Here is a 24,617-nt window from a genome sequence, read left to right on the forward strand (position 1 = left end):
GCACACTCACTTTGCACTTCCTCCATTTTTTAATTACTTCTTCTTATCTTTTGGATTCTTATATACCCAGAGTGCACCTAAGATTCCTGCTATGTAAAGGATATTGACCAGAATGGACGGATTATCCTTAAGCAGATATACAACGGCTACACCGGCAGCAAGTCCGACCGTGATCTCAAAGGCTTTGAGAATCCGTTTCTCTTTAATATCCTTTGCTTCCTGCTGTAATTCCGTACGTCTCTGCTCCAGTTTTAAGTAATCCATCAGATTCTCATCACTGATACGGGAAAGGATCCACTTGTCCCGGAAGAATTCCTTATCTTCTTTTTTAAAATGGAACCTCTTCTTATCCGGTGCATCTTCCTCTGCAAAGATATCATCCGTTTCAGCCTTTATCTGAGAAGCAGTGCTCTGGAAGGAGTCCTTTACGATCTTCTCGGTCTGCGGCCTGACAGGTTCTGATGTCTTGGGTTCTGGCTTAGGTGTTTGAATGGATGAGACAGGCGGAGTCACGGGAGACGGCTCTGGTGCAGCAGCTTCGACTACAGGAACTGCTGCAGGTTTTACAGGTGCTTCGCTGGTAAAGGATACGATATTAGAGGCATCTGTATTAGCCTGAGTAGCAGCAGGCGTAGTATCTGCTGCGGTATCTTCTGCTAACGGACAATTGGTTTCTTCGTTTGTAATGATTGGTTCTTCTAACACAGGTAGTACCTCCATTTGTTTTTCTTAATCATATCAGTTTTTGTCGAAAAATACAATGTTTGACAGCAACATCAGAGTCCCTGTTCAAAGTTATCCAGTACATGCGGCAGAAGTCTGTCACTGTATACGGACAGTGAATATTTTCCTTCACAGAGCGCCCAGTCATATAAAAGAGCTCTTTCATACATTGTATAGATCTTAACCAGCTCCTCCACAGAGGAAGTGTTCTTGAATTCGTTGGAGCGGATTCCATTCTCTATGATCTCTGTGATCAACTGAAAATAATAGCGGTCATCGTCCAGCAGGGAACGGTTATCTTTTGTTATGAGCTGTGAGGAATACAACGAAGCAAGCAGATTGATATCGATGCTTGTTTCAATCATATAAAACAGCTCATGGTTCAGAAGAAGGAGCTTTTCCCTGGCTGAGAGCGATTGGTCCAATGTATTATTGATTTCTTCGTACTGCTGGTCAAACAGATCTGATAATGTAGTAAGAAGGGCATCTTTTCCTTTAAAATAGTGGTAAAAGGTTCCTTTTGATGTCTTTGACAGTTTAATGATATCTTCTACAGTTGTATTGTCGTACCCATTTTTATAAAATAAGTTCCAGGCAGCCTTTACAATCTTGCTCTTGGTTGTCTGTTTCTTTCGTGGCATAATACCCTCACTTCCTTCATATTGCTTATTTCGGTTTCGTTGTATAGTATATCATATCTTATGGGACATTAGTAGTCCCATAAGTACACCTTATTGAACATTTACAGTCCCGATTCGTACAGTAAAAAAGTGAAATCGGTGTGGACTTAAAGTCCGACACCGATTTCTTTAGAAAGTGATATAATCTGGTTAAAAATATAATTTATAGAAATAATATCTGATAGAAAAGATATTTTCTTAGAAACTACGTAGTTTCTAAATTAACCTCTTGATACCTTGAAGCCATATTTCAGAGGATCATCTGGGTCGATTACGTAAGTAGACTCTCCTGTGATATAGGCACTGCCTGTAATCTGTGGAATCACTGCTTTAAATTCACCGACCTGTGCTTCCTCTTTGATAACGCCTTTGAACTGAGAACCGATGAAGCTTTCATATACAAATGGTTCTCCGATCTTGATTTCATCACGTGCATAAAGAGTTGCCAGCTTTGCACTTGTTCCGGTTCCACATGGAGAACGGTCAGCCATATGGTCTCCAAAAATTACAACATTGCGGTAATTGCATCCATCTGTCTGTGTGTGACAGTAGAGCTCTGCTAAGTCAACGGTTGTGATATCCAATTCAGGATGTTTGATTTCTACTTCCTCATTTACCTGTTTTACGACCTTCATACCAAAATCTGTTAATTTGGGAATAGAGTTCTCATCTACGGTCCATCCGAGCTGTTCAATATCAACGAGTGCGAAGAAGCTGCCGCCGAAAGCGATGTCATATTTGATTTCTTTTCCATCAACGACGGTAGTTAAATTCTCCTTATAAAGGAAAGCAGGTACATTTGTAAGGGTCACGTTGAGAACTTTACCGTTCTTTACTTCTGCTTTTACACGAATAAGACCAGCCGGAGCATCCAATACTACTTCTGTATATGGTTCAACGGCTGGAACCAGTCCTGCTTCGATCAGGGCTGTTGTCGTTCCGATTGTACCGTGTCCGCACATGTTCAGGTATTCACCTGTATCCATGAAAATAACTCCGAAGTCTGCTTCTGGGTTCACCGGCTCTGTGACCAGTGCGCCGAACATATCGTGGTGCCCGCGCGGCTCGAACATCAGGGCTTGACGATACTTGTCATAATTTTTAGCAAGGTACTGCTTGCGCTCCATCATGGAATCTCCCTTTAATTCCGGGAAACCTGACATAATGATACGGGTAAACTCTCCGACAGTATGAGTGTCGATTGCTTTGAATGCTGCTTCGAATGCATCCAGATTGATTTTTGGATTGTAGTTCATAATCCTTCCTCCTAATTGGTAGTTTATAGAACTTGTCTATGAGTGATCCAATAATGAATTGGAAAATCCCTATTATATAGAAGGGATCCAGTTACGCACAACGGGTAAAATTGATAAAAAAACCACAAATAGACCGCGTTCTAGTATGAAGTTCAGTTTATATTTAATATTATGTACGAAAACCCTTGAAAAGTCAACGATTATTTGGTAATATAAAAAACAGGTAAGGGAGAAAATAAATTAACGAATTGAATGTGTAATTCCAAAAATTTATTTTTCACAATTACAGTGCTGCTTATAGAAAAAGCCTGTAAAACCTAGAAAAACTGAATATGGGGGTAGAAGGGTAACTGGTGTGCCTCCTGGTCTTCAAAACCAGTGTTGGGCGTTTGTAGCGTCCTGGGTGGGTTCGATTCCCACATGCCTCCGCCAAAAAACAGATTTGTGGGAATAATTTCACAAACTTACTATATTAAGCAGCATAATACAAATCACCGTATGCTGCCTTTTGTTTGATAGAAGGTATCTATAGGTCCAGCGGCTTTGCTGACTGGATGCTGGAGATGCAAGAAGATGCATCATGAAGTATAGATAAGATAAATAATATATAACCTAAAAGGAGAAGTAGGTCATGGAGAATTTACAGTTTTTGCTAAGACAGCATGTAGGTGCTCCTTGTGATCCGGTCGTAAAAGCCGGAGACAGGGTAGAGAAGGGTACGCTGATTGCTGTTCCAAAGGGATTAGGCGCGAACATTTTTTCCAGTGTTTATGGAAGTGTTGAGTCCGTTCTTGAGGATCGTATCGTGATTGCCCCTGATGAGGAGCAGAAGGAAGAATTTGTACCAATTCATGAAGGTACACCTCTGGAGATGGTGAAAGAGGCAGGCGTCGTTGGAATGGGAGGCGCAGGTTTCCCAACAGGCGTGAAGCTTGGTACAGATCTAAAGGGTGGATACATTCTGGTGAATGCAGCTGAATGTGAACCAGGACTTTACCACAACATCCGCCAGATCGAGGAGAACATGGAGATGACCCTCAAAGGTGTGAAGTACTGCATGGAGATTTCAAATGCAGCCAAAGCTATTTTTGCAATTAAAGCGAAGAATAAGAAGGCTGTAGAGACGATTCGTGAAGCAATCCGTGAAGAAGAGAATATCTCAATTCATCTCCTTCCAGACATTTATCCGATGGGAGAGGAACGCGCGGTAGTAAGAGAAGCACTGGGCAAGCTGTTAGACCCGACCCAGCTTCCGTCAGCAGCAGATTCTATCGTTATTAATGTAGAGACTGTACTGCGTGTAGCAGAAGCAATTGAACTTAAGAAGCCATGCTATAGTAAGAATATGACCGTGATCGGTAAACTGAATGGTGGTAATGAGGCTCATGTATACATGGATGTTCCGGTAGGGACAAGCGTGAAAGATATGATCGAGATGTCTGGCGGGATCGACGGCGTGTATGGCGAGATTATCATGGGCGGTCCATTTACAGGAAAAGCGACGACTATGGAGGACCCTGTTACTAAGACAACAGGTGGAATCATCGTTACGATAGATCTTCCAGACCTGCATGGCGCTCCGGTAGGCCTTCTGGTATGTGCCTGCGGAGGAAGCGAGGAAAGGATGCGAGATATTTGTGGAAAAATGCATGGAGAGGTTGTATCCGTAGCCAGATGTAAACAGGCACTTGAGATGAAGAATGGCACATTGAAATGCGAGAACCCGGGAAATTGTCCTGGACAGGCACAGAAGTGTCTGCAGTTCAAGAAGGATGGCGCTGAGTACATTATCATCGGTAACTGTTCAGATTGTTCCAATACGGTCATGGGTTCAGCTCCTAAGATGAAGCTGAAAGTGTTCCATCAGACAGATCATGTGATGAGAACGATCAACCATCCATTATATAGAAGATTAACCGTTTCTAAACAGGTAGACCAGCTGCCTTTGGGCAAGTAGATCTGGTTTCCTGTTGGAAAATAGATTTTCCTGGATTATATTTGTTCTGGGAAGGATGAACTAAGTAACTATATGGAATCGGCGAAAGCACTGTTTCCATATACAGCCGTATCAGCTATTGTGCGGCTGCCTAAAGGGCGTGAAAATTGGTATGTCCTTGGGATATAAGATAAAAGGAGGAATAAAGTATGTCAATTACAGCTGAAACAGCGAAAGAACATGCGAAAGATCCTGCGGTGCTCTGCTGCAGGGCCGAAGAAGGCATTACAATTCAGGCATCCAATCTGGAAGATCCTGCCATTTTTGATGATTTGGTAGATTCTGGACTCCTGGACCTGGAGGGTGCGTTGACAATTGAACAGGTATTAGGCGCAAAGCTTACAAAGACCTGTGATTCTCTGTGTCCTTTGACAGCAGATGTTGTAGAAGGGGCTAAGGTTGTTGAGGAAGCTGCAGAAGAAGCAGTTGAGGAAGAAGTACCGGAAGCTGTTGCTCCGGCTGCACCAGCTGCACCGGTATCTACACCGGGCGGAGTACTCAAGATTCATATTGGGGAAGGTAAAGACATTGATATCGAGCTTCCGTTAGGCGTTGCAGGAGGAGCTGCACCAGCACCGATTCCGGCACCTGCAGTACAGGCAGCAGAAGCTGTTCAGGCAGTAGCTGAGGAAGAGAAGATTGTCAGAAGCCTTACAAGAAAGCATTATAAGATCACGGAAGTAAAACGTGGACCAGAGACTAAGATCGAAGGAACTACATTATATATCCGTGAAGGAATTGAAAAAGAGTGTGTAGAATCTCAGGAATTAGTATATGACCTGAAGATTGATATCATCACACCAGAAGATTATCACACATATTCTGAGACAATCATGGACGTACAGCCAATCGCCTGCAAAGAGGGTGAAAGCGAAGTCGGAAGCGGTACTACAAGAGTACTGGACGGCGTAATCATGATGGTTACAGGAACAGATGCCAATGGAGTGCAGATTGGGGAATTCGGTTCTTCAGAAGGATATCTGGATGAGAATATCATGTGGAACCGTCCTGGTGCACCTGACAAGGGTGAGATCTTTATTAAGACTCAGGTGACGATCAAAGAGGGAACCAACATGGAGAGACCAGGTCCTCTTGCGGCACACACAGCTACAGATCACATTACACAGGAAATCAGAGAGGCGTTAAAGGCATTGGAGGACGACTCACTGGTTGTTGATACAGAAACATTCAACCAGGTCAGAAGACCAGGTAAGAAGAAAGTAGTCATTGTAAAAGAGATCATGGGACAGGGAGCTATGCATGATAACCTGATTCTTCCGGTAGAGCCGGTCGGCGTACTTGGGGCAAAGCCGAATGTTGACCTTGGCAATGTACCTGTTTGTGTATCTCCGTTAGAGGTTCTGGATGGATGTATCCATGCACTGACCTGTATCGGACCTGCATCAAAGGAGATGTCCAGACATTACTGGAGAGAGCCGCTTGTTCTTGAAGCACTTCATGACACAGAAGTGGACCTGTGCGGTATCATCTTCGTTGGAAGCCCACAGATCAACGCAGAGAAATTCTATGTTTCTAAACGTGTTGGTATGATGGTAGAAATGATGGATGCAGATGGTGCATTTATTACTACAGAAGGCTTCGGCAACAACCATATTGATTTTGCAAGTCATCACGAGCAGATCGGAATGCGCGGAATCCCAGTAGTTGGTATGTCTTTCTGTGCAGTTCAGGGGGCTCTGGTCGTTGGTAACAAATACATGACCAATATGGTTGATAATAATAAATCTGAGTCAGGTATCGAGAACGAAGTTCTTGCATGCAACACTCTGTGCCATGAGGATGCAATCAGAGCACTTGGAATGTTAAAGAATGCAATGGCTGGAGAAGAAGTTAAGACTGCCGAGAGAAAGTGGAATCCAAATGTCAAGGCTACAAACGTAGAATTGATTTCCAACGTAACAGGTAAGCCGATTGAACTGGTGAAGAACGAGCAGTCTCTGCCGATGAGCCAGAAGAGAAAAGAGAAATACGACTAAGATGAAAGAATTAAAGTATGGTGATAAGATTATTCGTATGGAAGGGGTCATCGTAGAGATCCACGACGGATGCGTTGGGATCGATCTGAAAGGCAGACTAGGATATCTGAAGATACCGATGCGTATGCTGATCACTGATTATCCCCTGGTGGTGGGACAGGAAGTTGCCTGGAACACGAGTTTCGTAGAGCAGCTCGGCCCGGAAGCCAATGATAAGTACGTAAGCAATCTGGACACATATAACAGACGTCAGGAAGAAATGCGTAAAGCGAACGCGAAAACTAAGGAGGTAGAAGAATGAGCTTGACAACCACAAAAGGTTTACAGTCAGAAATTTACGTTCCGATTACTCCTCCGGCAGTATGGACACCTGTAAAGAAAGAATTAAAGGACATGTCCATCGCCCTTGCGACAGCAGCCGGGGTACACTGCAAGAGTCAGGAAAGATTTAATCTGGCCGGAGACTCTACATGGAGAAAGATAACGAACGACACACCATCAAGTGAACTGATGGTATCCCATGGTGGATATGATAACGGTGATGTTAATAAAGACATCAACTGTATGTTCCCGATCGATAGAATTCACGAACTGGCTGCAGAAGGATTTATCAGATCCTGCGCACCGGTACATGCTGGATTCATGGGTGGCGGCGGAAACCAGGAGAAATTCAAAAACGAGACAGGACCTGCAATTGCACAGATGTTCAAAGATGAAGATGTAGATGCAGTCATCCTGACCGCTGGCTGAGGCACCTGCCACCGCTCTGCAGTTTTGGTGCAGAGAGCAATTGAAGAAGCTGGAATTCCTACAATTATTATTGCAGCTCTTCCTCCGGTCGTTCGTCAGACCGGTACACCTCGTGCCGTAGCTCCGTTAGTACCGATGGGTGCCAACGCAGGTGCGCCGAATGATGTAGAAATGCAGACGAATATTGTAAAAGCAACACTTGAACAGCTCATCAAGATTGAGACACCGGGCAAGATTGTTCCGCTGCCATTCGAATATGTAGCTAAAGTCTAATATACAGACAAGTGTAGTATACAGACGCAAAAAGGGACGTTCCGGTGGGATTGTCCCTTTTTTGTCACAAAACTCGAAAAACGGAGAGCGAAGGGGCCTGACCCCTTTGAAGAAAAGAAGGTGTTAGTTCGTGGAACAAGAAGTGAAAGACCTGCGCCGGCTAGTTATTAAGGCTTTTCATATGAACCGGGTAGTGGAAGGCGGGGAGAATAAGGTGACTGCTGATGGCCTTATGACTGTCAATCGTTCGTGCATTCCTGAAATATTGAAGGAAGAGCCGCTGATTGAAGATATTGCTGTCAATATTATTCCACCGGGAGAACATGATCGGTGGACGAATACGATTATGGATATCATTCCAATCTCGACAAAGGTGCTGGGAAAGCTTGGGGAAGGGATTACCCATACGCTAACGGGCGTCTATTTGGTTCTTACCGGTGTAGATACAGAAGGGAAACAGACTCATGAATTTGGGTCCTCAGAAGGGAACCTGAAAGAAAAATTATTTTTGAACAGAGCGGGAACACCGTCGGAAGAGGATTATATTATTTCATTTGATGTGACTCTTAAGGCGGGGATGGGACAGGAACGACCTGGACCAATGGCAGCTCATCGGGCGTGCGATAAATTTCTTCAATTATTCAGAGAACAGCTAAAGAAGATGAAGGGTGAGCTTTGTACAGAACGGCATGAATATCATGATGTTGCACGCCAGGGGAAGAAAAAAGTTGTAATTATCAAGCAGGTCGCAGGCCAGGGCGCGATGTATGACACATGGCTTTTTCCGAAAGAACCATCCGGGGTGGAAGGTGGACATTCTATTATAGATATGGGGAATATGCCGATTGTGCTTACACCCAATGAATATCGGGATGGCATGATTCGTTCTATGCAGTAGCAGGACTAGATGCGTAAAGGGAGGAAAAGTTATGGGAATTGGACCATCAACGAAGGAAACTACGCTGCATCATTTTCGTGATCCTTTGCTGGATGTGGTTTCGGCAGACGAAGATCTGGATCTTCTGGGAGTCATCGTGGTCGGTACCCCGGATGATAATGAGGATAAAATACTTGTTGGTACTCGCGCGGCAGTGATGGCGGAATGTATGCGCGCGGACGGTGTGATTATATCTTCTGATGGCTGGGGGAACAGTGATGTGGATTATGCGAATACCTGTGAACAACTTGGAATCCGTGGGATTCCGGTCACAGGTCTGAAATTCAGCGGCGTGAATGGTGGATTTGTGGTAGAAAATAGATACCTTTCCGGGATTAAGGATATGAATAAGAGTGAGGAAGGGATAGAGACCTGCGTTGTAGGTGAAAATAATGTAACAGAGTTGGATGCCAGGAAAGTGACAGCAATGTTGAAACTCAAAATGAGACAGGCGAAGTGATTTATGAGAAAGCTGTTTCGGATAAAGAGAGGATAAAGCGAAAAGCACGACCGCAGTCGTGCTTTTCGCTTTTGGTATGTCATTGAGAGGTTTTTCCTCGTTGCCTTGCAGTTTGTATTATATACAAATCTGGGGAATGTCCTACAATGAGGATGTATATATTAATTGGAGTTTACCAAAGCAAGACTGTTCTTGGGGGAAACAATCGGCAGTGGTATAACTGCAATAGCAACCATAAATAAAATGGTCAAAACTTAAAGGAGATGTTCAATCATTCGTATATTATAAGAAAAAAACGCCTTCCGAAATATTGGGAAACCGTTATTGGTTACTGCCCTTTAAGTTGCTTTCACTATATCACTTTACCACGGTGATGTCAAGGAAAGAAATTCTAATTTTATTTTTTTTATAAGGTTTTCACAAATTCATTAAGATTAGAAAGAATACCTTGCAATTTATAAGGGAAATAAGCTATACTTCCAACGGTGGTACGAGAATAGAAATGGATATTTTGAAGTAGTTTCTTCTATATAAATATGTTTTGGCGGAGAAGAAAATGTGCATTATTTCTAAAAGATGAGATTGTACGAAAAAAAATACAATAATTCCGAAAAACCACTTGAAATATGCGGGCGAATCCGCTATACTAAAAAAGCTGTGGCATGATAGCGATGAAGCGTGAGGTTGCTGCTAAGTGCAAAGAGCACAATAGCAGGTTTTCCGTGGAGCGAATGTCAAGTTAGGAAACTGACGACAAGTCACTGTACGAATCACAACTGATTACTGATTATCAAAGATAAGAGGTATGAAACAACGTGTGAGTTTCTCACGACACACACGGGAGAGTGTACAGTCACCGCTTGTCGTACTCAAACAAAAGTACGAAAAGGAGGCGACTTTTTTTATGGCAAGTCAAGTAATGAGAATCACATTGAAGGCATATGATCACCAGTTGGTTGATGCATCTGCAAAGAAAATCATCGAAACTGTAAAAAAGAACGGATCACAAGTGAGTGGACCAGTACCACTTCCGACTAAGAAGGAAGTAGTAACAATCCTGAGAGCTGTACACAAGTACAAAGACTCCAGAGAGCAGTTCGAGCAGAGAACTCATAAGAGACTCATCGATATCATTACACCAACACAGAAGACTGTGGACGCATTATCCAGACTGGAGATGCCGGCAGGTGTTTACATTGATATCAAAATGAAAAACAAGTAAGAACAAAATGAAAACAGTATTCCTAAAATTTAGGATGAGCGCATAACGCGTTCCGCTGTAAATCACAGGAGGTAATTATAATGAAGAAAGCTATCTTAGCTACTAAAGTCGGAATGACTCAGATCTTCAACGAAGATGGAGTTTTGACTCCGGTAACTGTACTCCAGGCTGGACCATGTGTAGTAACACAGGTTAAGACAGTTGAGAATGACGGTTACAGCGCAGTTCAGGTCGGATTTGTTGACAAGAAAGAAAAGATTGTCACAAAAGACAAGAGCGGCAAGAAAGAAATTGCACACAGAAATGGTGTGACAAGAGCTGAAAAGGGACACTTTGACAAAGCTGGTGTTTCTGGCAAGAGATATGTAAAAGAATTCAAATTTGACAACGCAGAGGAATATACATTGGCTCAGGAAATCAAAGCTGATATCTTTGAAGCAGGCGATAAGATCGATGCTACTGCAATTTCAAAAGGTAAAGGATTCCAGGGTGCAATCAAGCGTCACAATCAGAGCAGAGGACCTATGACACACGGTTCTAAGTTCCACCGTCACGCAGGTTCTAACGGTGCAGCATCTGATCCAAGTAAGGTATTCAAGGGCAAGAAGATGCCAGGACAGATGGGTAACAAGAAGATTACAGTTCAGAATCTTGAAATTGTAAGAGTTGATGCTGAAAACAATCTGCTTTTAGTAAAAGGCTCAGTACCGGGACCAAAGAAATGCCTGGTAACAATCAAAGAAACTGTAAAGGCTGCAAATTAGTCTGATTGACGTAAGAAAGGAGGAACACACAGATGGCAAACGTATCTGTTTATAATATCGAAGGTAAAGAAGTTGGTACAATCGATTTGAACGATGCTGTATTCGGTGTTGAGGTTAACGAACACTTAGTACACATGGCAGTTGTAAGCCAGCTTGCAAATAATCGTCAGGGAACACAGAAAGCAAAGACACGTTCTGAAGTTTCCGGAGGCGGAAGAAAACCATGGAGACAAAAAGGAACAGGTCATGCAAGACAGGGTTCTACAAGATCTCCGCAGTGGACAGGCGGTGGAGTTGTATTTGCTCCAGTACCGAGAGACTACTCTTTCAAGATGAACAAGAAAGAAAAGAGAGCAGCTCTGAAATCCGCTCTTACTTCAAGAGTAGAGGAGAACAAGTTCATCGTAATCGATGACCTGAGCTTCGACGAGATCAAGACAAAGAAATTCCAGGCAGTATTAAACAACCTGAATGTGAATAAAGCACTGGTTGTTCTGGAAGATGGTAATACAAATGCTGAAATTTCTGCAAGAAACATCGCAGGCGTGAAGACGGCTCATACAAATACACTTAACGTATTTGATATCTTAAAATACAACACAGTAATCACTACGAAAGCTGCTGTTGCAACGATCGAGGAGGTGTACGCATAATGGCTAACGTTCAATATTATGATGTAATCCTTAAACCAGTAGTTACTGAGAAGACAATGGAGCTCATGGCTGATAAGAAATACACTTTCTTAGTTCACACAGAGGCTACAAAGTCACAGGTCAAAGAAGCTGTTGAAAAAATGTTCGCAGGAACAAAGGTAAAAAGCGTAAATACTATGAATCTTGATGGCAAAACAAAAAGACGTGGTATGACATACGGAAAAACAGCTAAGACAAAGAAAGCTATCGTTCAGTTAACAGATGATAGCGCTGATATCGAGATCTTTGAGGGACTGTAGGCACTGAACACTTAGTAAGCTTACAGCGAACTTAGTGAGAAGGCCGTTCCCAAGCCTTGGCGAGGTCTTATCGAGCCTAGGCGCACGGAACTTGATATCACTTGATGCACCTAATCAGGCAGCTCTGCTTGATGTACGAGCATCAGTCAACAATATACGGTGCAATTCCGTGAAACAAATAATCAGGCAAAACGAAAGGAGAGATAGTAATGGGAATCAAAACATATAACCCATATACACCTTCCAGAAGACAGATGACTGGCTCTGATTTCTCTGAAATCACAAAGACAACTCCTGAGAAGTCCTTACTGGATTCCAAGAGCAGAAAAGCTGGTCGTAATAATCAGGGTAAAATCACAGTTAGACACCGCGGAGGCGGAGCTAAGAAGAAATATAGAATCGTAGACTTCAAGAGAAAGAAAGACGGAATTCCGGCAACAGTAGTTGGAATCGAGTACGATCCGAACAGATCAGCTAACATCGCATTAATCTGCTATGCAGACGGCGAGAAGGCTTACATCCTTGCTCCAGAAGGATTAAAGGACGGAATGAAGGTTATGAACGGACCAGAAGCAGAAGTAAGAGTAGGAAACTGCCTGCCGCTTTCTGAGATTCCGGTTGGTACACAGATCCACAACATCGAGTTATATCCTGGAAAAGGCGGACAGCTTGTTCGTTCAGCAGGAAACAGCGCTCAGTTGATGGCTAAAGAAGGAAAATACGCAACACTGAGACTTCCATCTGGTGAGATGAGAATGGTTCCAATCATTTGCAGAGCATCTGTTGGTGTCGTAGGTAACGGAGAGCACAACCTGATCAACGTTGGTAAAGCAGGTCGTACACGTCACATGGGTATCAGACCTACAGTACGTGGTTCCGTTATGAACCCGAACGACCATCCGCATGGTGGTGGTGAAGGTAAGACAGGTATCGGACGTCCAGGTCCATGTACACCATGGGGCAAACCGGCACTTGGTCTTAAGACACGTAAGAAAAACAAAGCTTCTAACAAGTTAATTGTAAGAAGAAGAGATGGAAAAGCAATCAAATAATTAGTTTACAAGGAGGTTAGAACTTATGGCTCGCTCACTTAAAAAAGGACCATTTGCAGACGAAAGCTTACTGAAAAAAGTTGACGCTATGAACGCTGCAGGTGATAAATCAGTTATTAAGACATGGTCACGTCGTTCTACAATCTTCCCGTCATTCGTTGGACACACTTTTGCTGTCCATGACGGAAGAAAGCATGTGCCTGTATATGTTACAGAAGATATGGTTGGACACAAACTCGGAGAGTTCGTAGCAACCAGAACATACAGAGGACACGGAAAAGACGACAAGAAGTCAAAGGTTAGATAATATAGAGTATTCGAAAGGAGGGTTCATCCATGGCTAAAGGACATAGATCCCAAATCAAGAGAGAAAGAAATGAGCAGAAAGACACAAGACCATCAGCTAAGATTTCTTACGCTAGAGTGTCAGTTCAGAAAGCTTGCTTCGTATTGGATGCCATCAGAGGTAAGGATGTACAGACAGCACTTGGTATTTTAGCTTATAATCCAAGATATGCTTCAAGTGTAATAGAGAAATTATTAAAATCAGCAATCGCAAATGCTGAGAACAACAACGGTATGAATGTTGAGAACCTTTATATTGAAGAGTGTTACGCAAATAAAGGACCAACAATGAAGAGAATCAGACCAAGAGCACAGGGCAGAGCTTATAGAATCGAGAAGAGAATGAGCCACATCACAATCGTGCTTAATGAAAGATAATAAGGAGGGCAATAATGGGACAGAAAGTTAATCCTCATGGCTTAAGAGTCGGCGTTATCAAAGACTGGGACTCCAAATGGTATGCAGAAAAAGATTTCGCAGACAACCTGGTAGAAGACCATGAAATCAGAAAATTCCTTAAGAAGAAATTATACAGCGCAGGTGTTTCAAGAATCGAGATCGAGAGAGCATCTGACCGCGTTAAGATCATCATCTATACAGCTAAACCTGGTGTAGTAATCGGTAAAGGCGGTTCTGAGATCGAGAAAGTGAAAGCTGAGTTAAAGCAGTTCACAGACAAGAAGCTGATCGTTGATATCAAAGAAATTAAGAGACCTGACAAAGATGCTCAGTTAGTAGCTGAGAACATTGCTCAGCAGCTTGAGAACCGTATTTCATTCAGACGTGCTATGAAGTCCTGCATGTCAAGAACAATGAAGTCCGGAGCACTTGGTGTGAAGACATCTGTTTCAGGACGTCTTGGCGGAGCTGATATGGCCCGTACAGAGTTCTACAGTGAAGGAACTATCCCGCTTCAGACACTGAGAGCTGACATTGATTATGGATTCGCAGAAGCTGACACAACTTACGGAAAAGTCGGTGTAAAGGTTTGGATTTACAAAGGCGAAGTTCTTCCGACTAAAGCAGATAAGGAAGGGAGCGATAAATAATGTTAATGCCAAAAAGAGTTAAACGTCGTAAACAGTTCCGTGGCACCATGAAAGGAAAAGCTTTAAGAGGCAACAAGATTTCCTACGGTGAGTACGGTATCGTTGCAACAGAGCCATGCTGGATTCGTTCCAACCAGATCGAGGCAGCCCGTGTTGCTATGACACGTTACATCAAACGTGGTGGTAAAGTTTGGATCAAAATTTTCCCGGATAAGCCGGTAACTCATAAACCTCTTGAAGTTCGTATGGGTAAAGGAAAAGGTGCCCTGGAATACTGGGTAGCAGTAGTTAAGCCGGGCCGCGTTATGTTTGAAATTGCAGGAGTACCAGAGGAAACAGCTAGAGAGGCACTTCGACTTGCAATGCATAAGTTACCTTGCAAATGCAAAATCGTTTCTCGCGCAGACTTAGAAGGCGGTGATAACAGTGAAAATTAATACATTTGTACAAGAATTAAAAGGAAAATCCGTTGAGGAATTAAATGAAGAATTAGTAGCTGCTAAGAAGGAACTCTTTAACTTAAGATTCCAGAATGCAACTAACCAGTTAGATAATACAAGCAGAATCAAAGAAGTGAGAAAGAATATCGCTCGTATCCAGACAGTGATAACTGAAGCTTCTAAAGCTGAATAGGAGGTCGTACTGTGGAAGAAAGAAATCTTAGAAAAACCCGTACAGGCAAGGTTGTTAGTGACAAGATGGACAAAACAATCGTTGTTGCAGTTGAAGACCACGTTAAGCATCCACTTTATAAGAAGATCGTAAAAAGAACTTATAAATTGAAAGCTCATGATGAGAAGAATGAGTGTAACGTTGGAGATAAAGTAAAAGTTATGGAAACAAGACCATTATCTAAAGATAAGAGATGGAGACTTGTAGAGATCGTAGAAAAAGCAAAATAATATGCCCGCATTAGTTTGGACCATGTGTCCTTAGGCAGGTTATGTTGGACAGATAGTTCAATAAGCGTATAATTTGAAGGAGGTTTACCTGCATGATACAACAAGAAAGTAGACTTAAAGTAGCAGACAACACAGGTGCTAAAGAGTTACTGTGTATCCGTGTACTTGGCGGTTCTACAAGAAGATATGCCAATATCGGAGATGTGATCGTTGCGACTGTTAAAGATGCAACACCAGGCGGCGTTGTAAAAAAAGGTGACGTTGTGAAAGCTGTAGTTGTCCGTACTGTTAAAGGCGCACGTCGTAAAGACGGTTCCTATATCAGATTCGACGAAAATGCTGCTGTTATTATAAAAGACGATTTGAACCCACGTGGAACACGTATTTTTGGACCAGTAGCCAGAGAGCTCAGAGACAAGAAGTTTATGAAGATTGTTTCTTTAGCTCCGGAAGTACTGTAGGGAGGTGCCGAGAATGTCAACTATGAAGATCAAAAAAGGCGACACTGTTAAAGTAATCGCTGGAAAAGACAAAGACAAAGAAGGCAAAGTTATTGCTGTAAATAAAAAAGACGGAAAAGTTCTGGTTGAAGGTGTCAACATGCTGACAAAGCACACAAAGCCAAGCGCTGCTAATCAGAATGGCGGTATCATCCATCAGGAAGGACCAATCGATATTTCCAATGTTATGTATGTACACAAAGGAAAAGCTACAAGAATTGGTTTCAAAATGGATGGAGACAAAAAGGTACGTGTTGCTAAGGCAACAGGCGAAGTGATTGATTAATTCAAGGAAGGAGGTCCAGAACTTTGAGTAGACTGAAAGAGACATATCAGAATGAGATCGTTGATGCAATGATCAAAAAATTTGGATATAAAAATATAATGGAAGTGCCGAAGCTTGACAAGGTTGTTATCAACATGGGTGTAGGCGAAGCAAAAGACAACGCAAAAGTATTAGAGTCAGCTGTAGCTGATCTTGAGAAGATTTCCGGACAGAAAGCAGTTCTTACAAGAGCTAAGAACTCAGTCGCTAACTTCAAGATCAGAGAAGGCATGGCTATCGGATGTAAAGTTACATTAAGAGGAGAAAGAATGTATGAGTTCGTTGATCGTCTGATCAACCTTGCATTACCTCGTGTACGTGACTTCAGAGGTGTTAACCCGAACGCATTCGACGGAAGAGGCAACTACGCTCTTGGTATCAAAGAGCAGCTGATTTTCCCTGAAATCGAGTACGATAAAGTAGACAAAGTCAGAGGTATGGATGTAATTTTCGTTACAACAGCTAAGACTGACGAAGAAGCTCGTGAATTATTGACTCAGTTCAATATGCCATTCACTAAGTAAAGGAGGGAAATTCATGGCTAAGACATCAATGAAAATCAAACAGCAGCGCAATGCAAAATTCTCTACCAGAGAATACAACCGCTGCAGAATCTGTGGACGTCCACATGCATATTTGAGAAAATATGGAATCTGCCGTATTTGCTTCCGTGAACTGGCATATAAAGGACAAATCCCAGGTGTTAGAAAAGCAAGCTGGTAATTCACCAAATAGAAATAAGGAGGTCAATAATCAATGACTATGAGTGATCCAATCGCAGATATGCTTACAAGAATCCGTAATGCAAATACTGCTAAACATGATACAGTTGATGTTCCTGCATCAAAGATGAAAATCGCGATTGCTGAGATTCTTTTCAACGAAGGTTATATTCAGAAATTTGACATCGTTGAAGATGGAAACTTCAAGACAATCCACATCACATTGAAATATGGTGCAGATAAGAACGAAAAAGTTATTTCCGGTCTGAAGAGAATCTCTAAGCCAGGACTTCGTGTATATGCTAACAGCGAAGATATGCCGAAGGTACTTGGTGGACTCGGAACAGCAATCGTTTCCACAAACAAAGGTGTAATCACAGACAAAGAAGCCAGAAAACTTGGCGTAGGCGGAGAAGTTCTCTGCTTCGTTTGGTAGGCCGAAAGCAACTTAGTAAGTCCAAGCGTTAGCGCCGGACGAACTTAGTGCGAGGCCGTTCTTGGAACTTAGCGAGGTCTTTCCGAGCTTAGCGACAAGAACATGTCCGATAGAAAAAGAGTACAGAAAAGAAATTTTCAAGTACTCACAGCAACTGAAAACAGAGAAGCCACATAGCAGCTTCTCCGAGAATTTAAGTTATAGGAGGTACGGTATGTCACGTATAGGAAGACTGCCAATCGCAATCCCAGCAGGTGTAACTGTTGACATTGCAGAGAACAATGTAGTGACTGTAACAGGTCCTAAGGGAACTCTTTGTAAAGAGCTTCCAGTAGAAATGGAAATCAAAAAAGAAGGCGAAGAAGTAATCGTTACAAGACCGAATGATTTAAAGAGAATGAAATCTTTACATGGTCTGACAAGAACACTGATCAACAACATGGTTGTTGGTGTAACAGACGGATACCAGAAGGTTCTGGAAGTGAACGGTGTTGGTTACAGAGCAGCTAAATCAGGAAACAAATTGACATTAAGCTTAGGATACTCTCATCCAGTTGAGATGACTGACCCAGAAGGTGTTGAGACTGTTCTGGAAGGTCAGAATAAAATTACTGTCAAAGGTATCGATAAAGAAAAAGTAGGCCAATACGCAGCTGAAATCAGAGACAAGAGAAGACCGGAGCCATATAAGGGCAAGGGTATCAAGTATGCTGATGAAGTAATCAGACGTAAAGTTGGTAAGACTGGTAAGAAATAATTAAGGAGAGTGTGAAAATGGTTAGTAAGAAATCAAGAAGCGAAGTTCGTAGAAAAAAACACATGAAATTACGTAACCGTTTCAGCGGTACTGCTGAAAGACCACGTTTAGCTGTGTTTAGAAGTAATAATCATATGTATGCTCAGATTATTGACGATACAGTTGGAAATACACTGGTTTCAGCTTCCACTCTTCAGAAAGACGTGAAAGCAGAATTGGAGAAAACCAACAACGTTGATGCAGCAGCATATTTAGGAAAAGTAATTGCTGAGAAGGCAAAAGAAAAAGGTATTACAGATGTTGTCTTTGACAGAGGCGGCTTTATATACCAGGGTAAAATCAAAGCATTAGCAGACGCAGCTAGAGAAGCTGGGTTGAATTTCTAAGAAGGGAGAACACATATGAAACAAGAACGTATTGATGCTAGCCAGTTGGAATTAACAGAAAAAGTGGTATCAATTAAGCGTGTTACCAAAGTTGTTAAAGGTGGTCGTAACTTCAGATTCACAGCTTTAGTAGTTGTTGGCGATGGTAAAGGCCATGTTGGTGCAGGTTTAGGAAAAGCTACTGAAATCCCAGAGGCTATCCGCAAAGGAAAAGAGGATGCAGCAAAGAAACTGATCACTGTTGCAATGGATGAAAACGAAAGTGTAACACACGATGTAATCGGTAAATTCGGAAGCGCTTCCGTATTACTGAAGAAGGCTCCAGACGGTACTGGAGTTATTGCCGGAGGTCCGGCACGTGCGGTAATCGAGATGGCAGGAATCAAGAACATCCGTACAAAATCTTTAGGTTCTAACAACAAGCAGAACGTAGTTCTTGCTACAATCGAAGGACTCAAAGAGATCAAGACCCCAGAGGCAGTTGCAAAACTTCGTGGAAAATCAGTTGACGAGATCGTAGGCTAATAAGATAGAGCTTTGCTCTATCGCATAAGAAGATAGAGCCTGTCTCTATCGCATAAAAAGGTAGAGCCTGTCTCTATCGCATAAGAAGGTAGAGCTCGCCTCTATTGTATAAGATGGATAGAGCTATTTTTTCTATCGTGTAGGAGGTAAATAGAATGGCAAATTTAAAGATTACACTGGTTAAGTCTACAATCGGTGCTGTGCCGAAGCATAAAAGAACTGTTGAAGCTCTTGGACTCAAGAAGCTCAACAAGACAGTTGTATTACCGGATAATGCAGCTACCAGAGGCATGGTACAGCAGGTTAGACACTTAGTGAAAGTTGAAGAAGAAGCGTAAATTATAAAAGATAAGGAGGTAAGATCATGGACTTATCAAACTTGAGACCAGCAGACGGCTCTAAGCAGAGTGATAATTTCAGAAGGGGCCGTGGACACGGTTCTGGAAATGGTAAGACAGCCGGTAAGGGCCACAAAGGTCAGAAAGCTCGTTCAGGAGCACCAAGACCAGGCTTTGAAGGTGGTCAGATGCCTTTATACAGAAGAATACCAAAGAGAGGTTTCACATGCAGAAACTCTAAAGAAATCGTTGGTATTAACTTAAGTGCTTTAGAAGCATTCGAGGATGGCGCTACAGTATCAGTTGAAACACTGATCGAGAGCGGTATTGTTAAAAATCCAAAAGATGGTGTTAAAATTCTTGGAAATGGAGAGTTAACTAAGAAGCTTACTGTTCAGGCAAATGCATTTAGTGCAAAAGCAGCTGAAAAAATCGAGGCCCTTGGTGGAAAAGCAGAGGTGATCTAATGCTAGAAACAGTACGAAGAGCATTTCACATCGAGGATATTAGAAAAAGACTTTTCTATACCTTCGTGATGCTGGTCGTTGTGAGACTTGGTTCCCAGCTGCCGACGCCGGGAGTGGATCCAACCTATATTCAGAATTTTTTCGCGAATCAGACCGGTGATGCATTCAATTTTTTTGATGCATTCACCGGCGGTTCCTTTACACAGATGTCTGTGTTTGCCCTAAGCATTACACCGTACATCACATCTTCTATTATCATGCAGCTTCTGACCATTGCGATTCCAAAGCTGGAAGAGATGCAGAAAGAAGGCGAAGATGGAAGAAAAAAAATTGCAGCGATTACCCGTTATGTCACAGTAGCGCTGGCGCTGATCGAATCCATTGCTATGGCAGTCGGATTTGGACGTCAGGGACTTCTTGTAGAATATAACTTCGTAAATGCTGCTATTGTAGTATGTACACTTACAGCAGGATCTGCATTCCTGATGTGGATTGGTGAGCGTATTACTGAAAAAGGTGTAGGGAATGGTATTTCCATCGTCCTGCTCATCAATATTATTTCCCGTGTACCGAATGATTTCATGACACTGTTTGAACAGTTCGTCAAAGGAAAGACTTTGGCAAAGGGGGGACTTGCAGCAATCATTATTATTGCAGTTTTATTGGTAGTAGTAGTGTTCGTTATCATCCTCCAGGGGGGTGAGAGAAGGATTGCAGTACAGTACTCCCAGAAAGTACAGGGAAGAAAGACATATGGCGGACAGTCAACACATATTCCGCTGAAAGTAAATACAGCAGGTGTTATTCCGGTTATCTTCGCATCCTCATTGATGCAGTTCCCGATTGTGATCGCTTCTTTCTTAGGAAAGGGCAATGGCACAGGAATTGGAAGCCAGATATTAAAGGCGATGAATTCCAATAACTGGTGTAACCCAGATAATTTAATATATTCATTAGGACTGGTCGTGTATATCGCGCTTACCATATTCTTTGCTTATTTCTATACGTCAATAACATTTAATCCGTTGGAAATTGCAAATAACATGAAGAAGAGCGGAGGGTTCATCCCGGGTATCCGTCCAGGAAAGCCGACTGTTGAGTATCTGCAGAAGATTTTGAATTATATCATCTTTATCGGTGCATGCGGACTTGTTATTGTTCAGGTAATTCCATATTTCTTCAATGGTGTATTCAAAGCGAATGTATCCTTCGGAGGAACCTCTTTGATCATTATTGTAGGTGTAGTACTGGAGACAATCAAACAGATTGAGGCACAGATGCTCGTACGCAACTATACAGGTTTTTTGAATAGTAAGGGAAGTTCCATGAAGAACAGTTTCCTTGGATATTAATTGAAACTATTTAGCTCGCCTGAGTTTTGTCCCAGCGTGGATAAAACCGGCGGGTTAAAGTGCTATATGGCTATAAAAGCGAGGATAATATTATGAAGATTATTATGTTAGGAGCTCCGGGAGCAGGTAAGGGAACACAGGCGAAGAAGATTGCGGCAAAGTATGATATCCCACATATTTCTACAGGGGATATTTTTAGAGCCAATATTAAGAATGGAACAGAGCTGGGACAAAAAGCCAAGACTTTTATGGATCAGGGCCTTTTGGTTCCAGATGAATTAGTAGTTGATTTAGTCGTTGACAGGGTGAACCAGGACGACTGCTCAAAGGGCTATGTTCTGGACGGATTTCCAAGGACCATCCCACAGGCAGAGGCTTTGGATAAGGCTCTTGCTGAGTTGGGACAGAAGATGGACTATGCAATCAACGTGGAAGTGCCGGATGAGAACATCATCAACCGTATGTCAGGCAGAAGAGCCTGTGTAGACTGCGGGGCTACTTATCATCTGGAATATGCACCTACTAAGGTGGAGGGCGTGTGTGATAACTGTGGAGGCAGCCTCATCTTAAGAGATGATGACAAACCAGAAACAGTAAAGAAGCGCCTTGGTGTATACCATGATCAGACACAGCCTTTGATTGACTATTACACAAATGCAGGTATCTTAAAAGAAGTAGACGGAACGATTGATATCGATGATGTATTTGCAGAAATCGTGAAGATACTTGGAGAATAGTATATCCGCAGAGCATCCCGTAAATGAGATCCTAACGGGCAAAGGAGCAGCAAAAGTATGATATTTTCACCAGGAATGCTTGTCAGGTCTAAGAAAGGCCGGGATAAAGGCTGTATATATGTCATAATTGATGTCAATGCTGAATATGTATATTTGGCAGACGGCCGGATAAGGACCGTCTGCCATACAAAACGAAAGAATAAAAAGCATCTGCAGATAATAAAGAAGACGATCTGTACTTCTTATGCAGATAATGAAGCAGTTAAAGAAGTAATTAGTAGGTATTCTCGTTTGGACACGAATGAGAATAGTAAAGTGCCAAACGTGCAGGAGGATTAGAAAGTATGTCAAAAGCTGACGTGATCGAAATTGAAGGAGTCGTAGTTGAGAAGCTGCCTAACGCAATGTTCAAGGTGGAGTTGGAGAACAAGCATATCGTGCTTGCACATATTAGCGGAAAACTGCGTATGAATTTCATTAAGATTTTACCAGGTGACAAAGTGACGTTGGAAATGTCTCCATATGACCTGAGCAAGGGAAGAATTGTTTGGAGAGATAAGTAAAAAAACTATTGACTTTGCCAGAACAATAGTGTTACAATATGAAATGGCTGTTTCGGGAGAGGTGTGCCCAAAATTAGCCCGTAACGTATGGTAAAGCAAAAGGATGGAAGGAGGATTTGACATGAAGGTTAGATCATCAGTAAAACCAATCTGCGAAAAATGCAAAATCATTAAAAGAAAAGGAAGCGTCAGAGTAATCTGCGAGAATCCGAAACACAAACAAAGACAGGGTTAATTACCGTTTATATGCGTCTGAATTGTATGACGCTGTGAAAAAATGGGAAAACTTGTTAAGATTTGTGAATGAATTAGGCGGCTGACAGCGCGACACGCCAGGAGGTGTGTGGAGCTGTTTAATATACAGTAGGGATACACCAGACTGCTGAGAATGCAGGTACCGTAGGGTTGGTGGTCTTTTGTATATTGCTTATAATACCCGGCTGTCATTTGCGAAAGAGATTTCGTGCCGGGAAAGGGTATGCATAGCAGCTATGTATGCCTGGATGTTTTTTCGTAATACAGAAGCACCTTTCTGAGTACGGATGGACATCCCAGTTAGGGACAATATTAACAGATTTGAAATGGAGGAAAGACACATGGCTCGTATTGCAGGTGTAGACTTACCAAGAGACAAACGTGTAGAAATCGGCTTAACTTATATCTATGGAATCGGTAGAACAAGCGCAAGCCGTATCTTAGCAGAGGCAGGAATCAATCCTGATACTCGTGTAAGAGATTTAACAAGTGAAGATGTAAAGAAGATTAGTGAAGTAATCGATGAAACTCAGGTTGTAGAAGGTGATCTCAGAAGAGAGATTCAGCTGAACATCAAGAGACTGAAAGAAATCGGATGCTACCGTGGAATCCGTCATAGAAAAGGACTTCCGGTACGTGGTCAGAAGACAAAGACAAATGCAAGAACATGCAAGGGTCCTAAGAGAACTGTAGCTAATAAGAAAAAATAATATGTCTGAATTCTGCAGTTTGAGATTAGCTGCATGACAGGCATCAGTAATCGTAAATCACAAGTATTCAAGAAAGTAGGTTAGTTTAAATGGCTAAGAAAGTTACCAAAAAAGTGACAAAGAAACGTGTCAAGAAAAACGTTGAACGAGGACAAGCACACATCCAGTCATCTTTTAATAATACAATCGTTACATTAACAGATGCACAGGGAAATGCTCTTTCATGGGCAAGCGCAGGCGGTCTGGGATTTAGAGGTTCAAGGAAATCTACTCCATATGCAGCACAGATGGCAGCTGAGACAGCAGCAAAGGCAGCATTAGTACATGGCCTGAAAACAGTTGATGTTTTCGTAAAGGGACCAGGATCAGGAAGAGAAGCAGCAATCCGTGCGCTTCAGGCATGCGGTATTGATGTAACAAGCATCAAGGACGTAACTCCGGTACCACACAACGGATGCCGCCCACCGAAACGCAGAAGAGTGTAGTGATTCGGAAGATAGCAAAGATTCTTGAGAAACTTATGTGCGGATGTCATGCCCTGTGTGAGGGATACAATTTTCCGCTGATATTTTAGGAGGAAGCGAAATGGCAGTAAATAGAGTTCCAGTTCTTAAAAGATGCCGTTCATTAGGTATGGACCCAATCTATTTAGGAATTAACAAAAAATCTAACAGACAGTTAAAAAGATCTAACAGAAAAATGAGTGAGTATGGTCTTCAGTTACGTGAGAAGCAGAAAGCTAAATTTATCTATGGTGTATTAGAGAAACCTTTCAGAAACTACTATGCAAAAGCAAAACAGTTAGAAGGTATGACAGGTGAGAACCTGATGATTATTCTTGAATCCAGACTGGACAACGTAATGTTCCGTATGGGATTTGCAAGAACAAGAAAAGAAGCAAGACAGATTGTTGACCACAAGCATGTACTTGTTAACGGCAAGCAGGTAAACATTCCATCTTACCTTGTGAAAGCTGGAGATACAATTGAAATCAAAGAAAAACACAAAGGAAGCCAGAGATACAAAGATATCTTAGAGGCAACAGGCGGAAACATGGTTCCTGAATGGTTAGAGGTGGATGCTGAAAACCTGAAAGGTACAGTAAAAGAGCTTCCAAGAAGAGAAGCAATCGATGTTCCTGTTGATGAGATGCTGATCGTCGAGTTATATTCTAAATAATCCCTGA

38 protein-coding genes and 1 tRNA gene are annotated in these 24,617 nt (G+C 42.3%); 36 read left to right on the forward strand and 3 right to left on the reverse strand.

Translation table 11 applies throughout. The annotated features are described in order from the left end of the window. Positions 1-33: 33 nt before the first annotated feature. The 3 genes from HGO97_RS00950 to HGO97_RS00960 form a co-directional block, all read right to left on the reverse strand. Positions 34-705, reverse strand: a complete 672-nt coding sequence (locus HGO97_RS00950; protein ID WP_216238556.1) for a hypothetical protein — start codon at positions 703-705, stop codon at positions 34-36. Positions 706-776: 71 nt separating this feature from the next. Then, on the reverse strand, positions 777-1,364 hold the full coding sequence (locus HGO97_RS00955; RefSeq protein ID WP_216238558.1) for a TetR/AcrR family transcriptional regulator: 588 nt from the start codon (positions 1,362-1,364) through the stop codon (positions 777-779). 260 nt (positions 1,365-1,624) lie between these two features. After that, positions 1,625-2,659 (reverse strand): proline racemase family protein, encoded by a 1,035-nt coding sequence (locus HGO97_RS00960; protein ID WP_216238560.1) that lies wholly within the window; start codon positions 2,657-2,659, stop codon positions 1,625-1,627. Between the two features lie 334 nt (positions 2,660-2,993). On the opposite strand from HGO97_RS00960, the gene HGO97_RS00965 reads away from it, so the two are divergent. The 36 genes from HGO97_RS00965 (at position 2,994) to rpsD (ending at position 24,610) form a co-directional block, all read left to right on the forward strand. After that, positions 2,994-3,091, forward strand: a tRNA-Sec gene (locus HGO97_RS00965). Positions 3,092-3,290: 199 nt separating this feature from the next. Further along, positions 3,291-4,616, forward strand: a complete 1,326-nt coding sequence (gene prdC / locus HGO97_RS00970; RefSeq protein WP_216238562.1) for a proline reductase-associated electron transfer protein PrdC — start codon at positions 3,291-3,293, stop codon at positions 4,614-4,616. Positions 4,617-4,804: 188 nt separating this feature from the next. Beyond that, on the forward strand, positions 4,805-6,652 hold the full coding sequence (prdA, locus tag HGO97_RS00975) for a D-proline reductase (dithiol) proprotein PrdA (RefSeq protein ID WP_216238564.1): 1,848 nt from the start codon (positions 4,805-4,807) through the stop codon (positions 6,650-6,652). 1 nt (position 6,653) lies between these two features. Continuing rightward, the gene (locus tag HGO97_RS00980; protein WP_216238565.1) at positions 6,654-6,953 is read left to right on the forward strand and encodes a CBO2463/CBO2479 domain-containing protein; all 300 of its coding nucleotides are present in this window, start codon (positions 6,654-6,656) and stop codon (positions 6,951-6,953) included. After that, positions 6,950-7,675: a D-proline reductase (dithiol) protein PrdB gene (gene prdB / locus HGO97_RS00985; protein WP_216238568.1), complete on the forward strand. Its 726-nt coding sequence runs from the start codon at positions 6,950-6,952 to the stop codon at positions 7,673-7,675. The genes HGO97_RS00980 and prdB overlap by 4 nt, the downstream gene beginning before the upstream one ends. Before the next feature lie 130 nt (positions 7,676-7,805). Next, positions 7,806-8,573: a proline reductase cluster protein PrdD gene (gene prdD, locus HGO97_RS00990; RefSeq protein ID WP_216238570.1), complete on the forward strand. Its 768-nt coding sequence runs from the start codon at positions 7,806-7,808 to the stop codon at positions 8,571-8,573. A gap of 31 nt (positions 8,574-8,604) precedes the next feature. After that, on the forward strand, positions 8,605-9,072 hold the full coding sequence (locus HGO97_RS00995) for a glycine/sarcosine/betaine reductase component B subunit (RefSeq protein ID WP_216238572.1): 468 nt from the start codon (positions 8,605-8,607) through the stop codon (positions 9,070-9,072). Positions 9,073-9,976: 904 nt separating this feature from the next. Next, positions 9,977-10,294, forward strand: a complete 318-nt coding sequence (gene rpsJ / locus HGO97_RS01000) for a 30S ribosomal protein S10 (RefSeq protein WP_004607300.1) — start codon at positions 9,977-9,979, stop codon at positions 10,292-10,294. 80 nt (positions 10,295-10,374) lie between these two features. Further along, positions 10,375-11,058 carry a 50S ribosomal protein L3 gene (gene rplC / locus HGO97_RS01005; RefSeq protein WP_216238573.1) on the forward strand — a complete coding sequence of 228 codons (684 nt, stop codon included), beginning with the start codon at positions 10,375-10,377 and terminating at the stop codon, positions 11,056-11,058. Positions 11,059-11,090: 32 nt separating this feature from the next. Beyond that, positions 11,091-11,711, forward strand: a complete 621-nt coding sequence (gene rplD, locus HGO97_RS01010) for a 50S ribosomal protein L4 (RefSeq protein ID WP_216238574.1) — start codon at positions 11,091-11,093, stop codon at positions 11,709-11,711. Next, entirely contained in the window at positions 11,711-12,010 is a 300-nt protein-coding gene (rplW, locus tag HGO97_RS01015) for a 50S ribosomal protein L23 (RefSeq protein ID WP_109732258.1), read from the forward strand. The genes rplD and rplW overlap by 1 nt, the downstream gene beginning before the upstream one ends. Before the next feature lie 209 nt (positions 12,011-12,219). Further along, a complete protein-coding gene (rplB, locus tag HGO97_RS01020) occupies positions 12,220-13,062 on the forward strand; it encodes a 50S ribosomal protein L2 (RefSeq protein ID WP_216238575.1) in 843 nt (280 codons plus the stop codon). A 25-nt stretch (positions 13,063-13,087) separates the two neighbouring features. Then, a complete protein-coding gene (gene rpsS, locus HGO97_RS01025) occupies positions 13,088-13,369 on the forward strand; it encodes a 30S ribosomal protein S19 (protein ID WP_216238576.1) in 282 nt (93 codons plus the stop codon). Positions 13,370-13,398: 29 nt separating this feature from the next. Beyond that, a complete protein-coding gene (gene rplV / locus HGO97_RS01030) occupies positions 13,399-13,785 on the forward strand; it encodes a 50S ribosomal protein L22 (protein WP_122641714.1) in 387 nt (128 codons plus the stop codon). 14 nt (positions 13,786-13,799) lie between these two features. Further along, positions 13,800-14,456 (forward strand): 30S ribosomal protein S3, encoded by a 657-nt coding sequence (gene rpsC / locus HGO97_RS01035; RefSeq protein ID WP_109732262.1) that lies wholly within the window; start codon positions 13,800-13,802, stop codon positions 14,454-14,456. Then, positions 14,456-14,893, forward strand: coding sequence for a 50S ribosomal protein L16 (gene rplP, locus HGO97_RS01040; protein ID WP_216238577.1), 438 nt, complete (start codon positions 14,456-14,458; stop codon positions 14,891-14,893). The genes rpsC and rplP overlap by 1 nt, the downstream gene beginning before the upstream one ends. Further along, entirely contained in the window at positions 14,883-15,089 is a 207-nt protein-coding gene (gene rpmC, locus HGO97_RS01045) for a 50S ribosomal protein L29 (RefSeq protein ID WP_025654669.1), read from the forward strand. Before rplP ends, rpmC begins: the two co-directional genes overlap by 11 nt. 11 nt (positions 15,090-15,100) lie before the next feature. Beyond that, positions 15,101-15,358: a 30S ribosomal protein S17 gene (rpsQ, locus tag HGO97_RS01050; protein WP_216238578.1), complete on the forward strand. Its 258-nt coding sequence runs from the start codon at positions 15,101-15,103 to the stop codon at positions 15,356-15,358. 92 nt (positions 15,359-15,450) lie between these two features. Further along, on the forward strand, positions 15,451-15,819 hold the full coding sequence (gene rplN / locus HGO97_RS01055) for a 50S ribosomal protein L14 (RefSeq protein ID WP_025654671.1): 369 nt from the start codon (positions 15,451-15,453) through the stop codon (positions 15,817-15,819). Between the two features lie 13 nt (positions 15,820-15,832). Then, entirely contained in the window at positions 15,833-16,144 is a 312-nt protein-coding gene (gene rplX, locus HGO97_RS01060) for a 50S ribosomal protein L24 (RefSeq protein WP_216238580.1), read from the forward strand. Positions 16,145-16,167: 23 nt separating this feature from the next. Further along, complete coding sequence (rplE, locus tag HGO97_RS01065) at positions 16,168-16,707, forward strand: 50S ribosomal protein L5 (protein WP_216238581.1); 540 nt, start codon at positions 16,168-16,170, stop codon at positions 16,705-16,707. A gap of 13 nt (positions 16,708-16,720) precedes the next feature. Further along, entirely contained in the window at positions 16,721-16,906 is a 186-nt protein-coding gene (locus HGO97_RS01070) for a type Z 30S ribosomal protein S14 (protein WP_216238582.1), read from the forward strand. Positions 16,907-16,939: 33 nt separating this feature from the next. Further along, complete coding sequence (rpsH, locus tag HGO97_RS01075; RefSeq protein ID WP_216238583.1) at positions 16,940-17,341, forward strand: 30S ribosomal protein S8; 402 nt, start codon at positions 16,940-16,942, stop codon at positions 17,339-17,341. A 214-nt stretch (positions 17,342-17,555) separates the two neighbouring features. Continuing rightward, complete coding sequence (rplF, locus tag HGO97_RS01080) at positions 17,556-18,098, forward strand: 50S ribosomal protein L6 (protein WP_216238584.1); 543 nt, start codon at positions 17,556-17,558, stop codon at positions 18,096-18,098. A gap of 17 nt (positions 18,099-18,115) precedes the next feature. After that, the gene (gene rplR, locus HGO97_RS01085; RefSeq protein WP_216238585.1) at positions 18,116-18,484 is read left to right on the forward strand and encodes a 50S ribosomal protein L18; all 369 of its coding nucleotides are present in this window, start codon (positions 18,116-18,118) and stop codon (positions 18,482-18,484) included. Positions 18,485-18,499: 15 nt separating this feature from the next. Next, entirely contained in the window at positions 18,500-19,009 is a 510-nt protein-coding gene (gene rpsE / locus HGO97_RS01090) for a 30S ribosomal protein S5 (RefSeq protein ID WP_216238586.1), read from the forward strand. A gap of 155 nt (positions 19,010-19,164) precedes the next feature. Further along, entirely contained in the window at positions 19,165-19,347 is a 183-nt protein-coding gene (rpmD, locus tag HGO97_RS01095) for a 50S ribosomal protein L30 (RefSeq protein ID WP_216238587.1), read from the forward strand. A gap of 26 nt (positions 19,348-19,373) precedes the next feature. Then, positions 19,374-19,814 carry a 50S ribosomal protein L15 gene (gene rplO / locus HGO97_RS01100; RefSeq protein WP_216238588.1) on the forward strand — a complete coding sequence of 147 codons (441 nt, stop codon included), beginning with the start codon at positions 19,374-19,376 and terminating at the stop codon, positions 19,812-19,814. Then, on the forward strand, positions 19,814-21,166 hold the full coding sequence (gene secY, locus HGO97_RS01105) for a preprotein translocase subunit SecY (protein WP_216238589.1): 1,353 nt from the start codon (positions 19,814-19,816) through the stop codon (positions 21,164-21,166). Before rplO ends, secY begins: the two co-directional genes overlap by 1 nt. Before the next feature lie 92 nt (positions 21,167-21,258). Next, positions 21,259-21,903 carry an adenylate kinase gene (locus HGO97_RS01110; protein WP_216238590.1) on the forward strand — a complete coding sequence of 215 codons (645 nt, stop codon included), beginning with the start codon at positions 21,259-21,261 and terminating at the stop codon, positions 21,901-21,903. Between the two features lie 57 nt (positions 21,904-21,960). Beyond that, positions 21,961-22,242, forward strand: a complete 282-nt coding sequence (locus HGO97_RS01115) for a KOW domain-containing RNA-binding protein (RefSeq protein ID WP_216238591.1) — start codon at positions 21,961-21,963, stop codon at positions 22,240-22,242. Between the two features lie 5 nt (positions 22,243-22,247). Then, entirely contained in the window at positions 22,248-22,466 is a 219-nt protein-coding gene (gene infA, locus HGO97_RS01120) for a translation initiation factor IF-1 (protein ID WP_109732278.1), read from the forward strand. A 121-nt stretch (positions 22,467-22,587) separates the two neighbouring features. After that, positions 22,588-22,701, forward strand: coding sequence for a 50S ribosomal protein L36 (rpmJ, locus tag HGO97_RS01125; protein ID WP_073105013.1), 114 nt, complete (start codon positions 22,588-22,590; stop codon positions 22,699-22,701). A gap of 361 nt (positions 22,702-23,062) precedes the next feature. Further along, positions 23,063-23,431, forward strand: a complete 369-nt coding sequence (rpsM, locus tag HGO97_RS01130) for a 30S ribosomal protein S13 (RefSeq protein WP_216238592.1) — start codon at positions 23,063-23,065, stop codon at positions 23,429-23,431. An 89-nt stretch (positions 23,432-23,520) separates the two neighbouring features. Further along, positions 23,521-23,916 (forward strand): 30S ribosomal protein S11, encoded by a 396-nt coding sequence (gene rpsK / locus HGO97_RS01135; protein WP_009001882.1) that lies wholly within the window; start codon positions 23,521-23,523, stop codon positions 23,914-23,916. Between the two features lie 100 nt (positions 23,917-24,016). Further along, positions 24,017-24,610 carry a 30S ribosomal protein S4 gene (gene rpsD, locus HGO97_RS01140; protein ID WP_216238601.1) on the forward strand — a complete coding sequence of 198 codons (594 nt, stop codon included), beginning with the start codon at positions 24,017-24,019 and terminating at the stop codon, positions 24,608-24,610. The last annotated feature ends 7 nt before the right edge of the window (positions 24,611-24,617 follow it).

It is taken from the genome of Faecalicatena faecalis (genome assembly GCF_012524165.2).
In the GTDB taxonomy this organism is placed as follows: Bacteria; Bacillota; Clostridia; order Lachnospirales; family Lachnospiraceae; genus Faecalicatena_A; species Faecalicatena_A faecalis.

What these genes read in the sequence shown, in the direction of transcription:
- HGO97_RS00955 (WP_216238558.1), bottom strand. Translation starts at nt 1,364, where the DNA reads ATGCCACGAAAGAAACAGACAACCAAGAGCAAGATTGTAAAGGCTGCC.
- HGO97_RS00960 (WP_216238560.1), bottom strand. Translation starts at nt 2,659, where the DNA reads ATGAACTACAATCCAAAAATCAATCTGGATGCATTCGAAGCAGCATTC.
- prdC (WP_216238562.1), top strand. Translation starts at nt 3,291, where the DNA reads ATGGAGAATTTACAGTTTTTGCTAAGACAGCATGTAGGTGCTCCTTGT.
- prdA (WP_216238564.1), top strand. Translation starts at nt 4,805, where the DNA reads ATGTCAATTACAGCTGAAACAGCGAAAGAACATGCGAAAGATCCTGCG.
- HGO97_RS00980 (WP_216238565.1), top strand. Translation starts at nt 6,654, where the DNA reads ATGAAAGAATTAAAGTATGGTGATAAGATTATTCGTATGGAAGGGGTC.
- HGO97_RS00995 (WP_216238572.1), top strand. Translation starts at nt 8,605, where the DNA reads ATGGGAATTGGACCATCAACGAAGGAAACTACGCTGCATCATTTTCGT.
- rpsJ (WP_004607300.1), top strand. Translation starts at nt 9,977, where the DNA reads ATGGCAAGTCAAGTAATGAGAATCACATTGAAGGCATATGATCACCAG.
- rplC (WP_216238573.1), top strand. Translation starts at nt 10,375, where the DNA reads ATGAAGAAAGCTATCTTAGCTACTAAAGTCGGAATGACTCAGATCTTC.
- rplD (WP_216238574.1), top strand. Translation starts at nt 11,091, where the DNA reads ATGGCAAACGTATCTGTTTATAATATCGAAGGTAAAGAAGTTGGTACA.
- rplW (WP_109732258.1), top strand. Translation starts at nt 11,711, where the DNA reads ATGGCTAACGTTCAATATTATGATGTAATCCTTAAACCAGTAGTTACT.
- rplB (WP_216238575.1), top strand. Translation starts at nt 12,220, where the DNA reads ATGGGAATCAAAACATATAACCCATATACACCTTCCAGAAGACAGATG.
- rpsS (WP_216238576.1), top strand. Translation starts at nt 13,088, where the DNA reads ATGGCTCGCTCACTTAAAAAAGGACCATTTGCAGACGAAAGCTTACTG.
- rplV (WP_122641714.1), top strand. Translation starts at nt 13,399, where the DNA reads ATGGCTAAAGGACATAGATCCCAAATCAAGAGAGAAAGAAATGAGCAG.
- rpsC (WP_109732262.1), top strand. Translation starts at nt 13,800, where the DNA reads ATGGGACAGAAAGTTAATCCTCATGGCTTAAGAGTCGGCGTTATCAAA.
- rplP (WP_216238577.1), top strand. Translation starts at nt 14,456, where the DNA reads ATGTTAATGCCAAAAAGAGTTAAACGTCGTAAACAGTTCCGTGGCACC.
- rplN (WP_025654671.1), top strand. Translation starts at nt 15,451, where the DNA reads ATGATACAACAAGAAAGTAGACTTAAAGTAGCAGACAACACAGGTGCT.
- rplX (WP_216238580.1), top strand. Translation starts at nt 15,833, where the DNA reads ATGTCAACTATGAAGATCAAAAAAGGCGACACTGTTAAAGTAATCGCT.
- HGO97_RS01070 (WP_216238582.1), top strand. Translation starts at nt 16,721, where the DNA reads ATGGCTAAGACATCAATGAAAATCAAACAGCAGCGCAATGCAAAATTC.
- rpsH (WP_216238583.1), top strand. Translation starts at nt 16,940, where the DNA reads ATGACTATGAGTGATCCAATCGCAGATATGCTTACAAGAATCCGTAAT.
- rplF (WP_216238584.1), top strand. Translation starts at nt 17,556, where the DNA reads ATGTCACGTATAGGAAGACTGCCAATCGCAATCCCAGCAGGTGTAACT.
- rplR (WP_216238585.1), top strand. Translation starts at nt 18,116, where the DNA reads ATGGTTAGTAAGAAATCAAGAAGCGAAGTTCGTAGAAAAAAACACATG.
- rpsE (WP_216238586.1), top strand. Translation starts at nt 18,500, where the DNA reads ATGAAACAAGAACGTATTGATGCTAGCCAGTTGGAATTAACAGAAAAA.
- rpmD (WP_216238587.1), top strand. Translation starts at nt 19,165, where the DNA reads ATGGCAAATTTAAAGATTACACTGGTTAAGTCTACAATCGGTGCTGTG.
- rplO (WP_216238588.1), top strand. Translation starts at nt 19,374, where the DNA reads ATGGACTTATCAAACTTGAGACCAGCAGACGGCTCTAAGCAGAGTGAT.
- secY (WP_216238589.1), top strand. Translation starts at nt 19,814, where the DNA reads ATGCTAGAAACAGTACGAAGAGCATTTCACATCGAGGATATTAGAAAA.
- HGO97_RS01110 (WP_216238590.1), top strand. Translation starts at nt 21,259, where the DNA reads ATGAAGATTATTATGTTAGGAGCTCCGGGAGCAGGTAAGGGAACACAG.
- HGO97_RS01115 (WP_216238591.1), top strand. Translation starts at nt 21,961, where the DNA reads ATGATATTTTCACCAGGAATGCTTGTCAGGTCTAAGAAAGGCCGGGAT.
- infA (WP_109732278.1), top strand. Translation starts at nt 22,248, where the DNA reads ATGTCAAAAGCTGACGTGATCGAAATTGAAGGAGTCGTAGTTGAGAAG.
- rpmJ (WP_073105013.1), top strand. Translation starts at nt 22,588, where the DNA reads ATGAAGGTTAGATCATCAGTAAAACCAATCTGCGAAAAATGCAAAATC.
- rpsM (WP_216238592.1), top strand. Translation starts at nt 23,063, where the DNA reads ATGGCTCGTATTGCAGGTGTAGACTTACCAAGAGACAAACGTGTAGAA.
- rpsK (WP_009001882.1), top strand. Translation starts at nt 23,521, where the DNA reads ATGGCTAAGAAAGTTACCAAAAAAGTGACAAAGAAACGTGTCAAGAAA.
- rpsD (WP_216238601.1), top strand. Translation starts at nt 24,017, where the DNA reads ATGGCAGTAAATAGAGTTCCAGTTCTTAAAAGATGCCGTTCATTAGGT.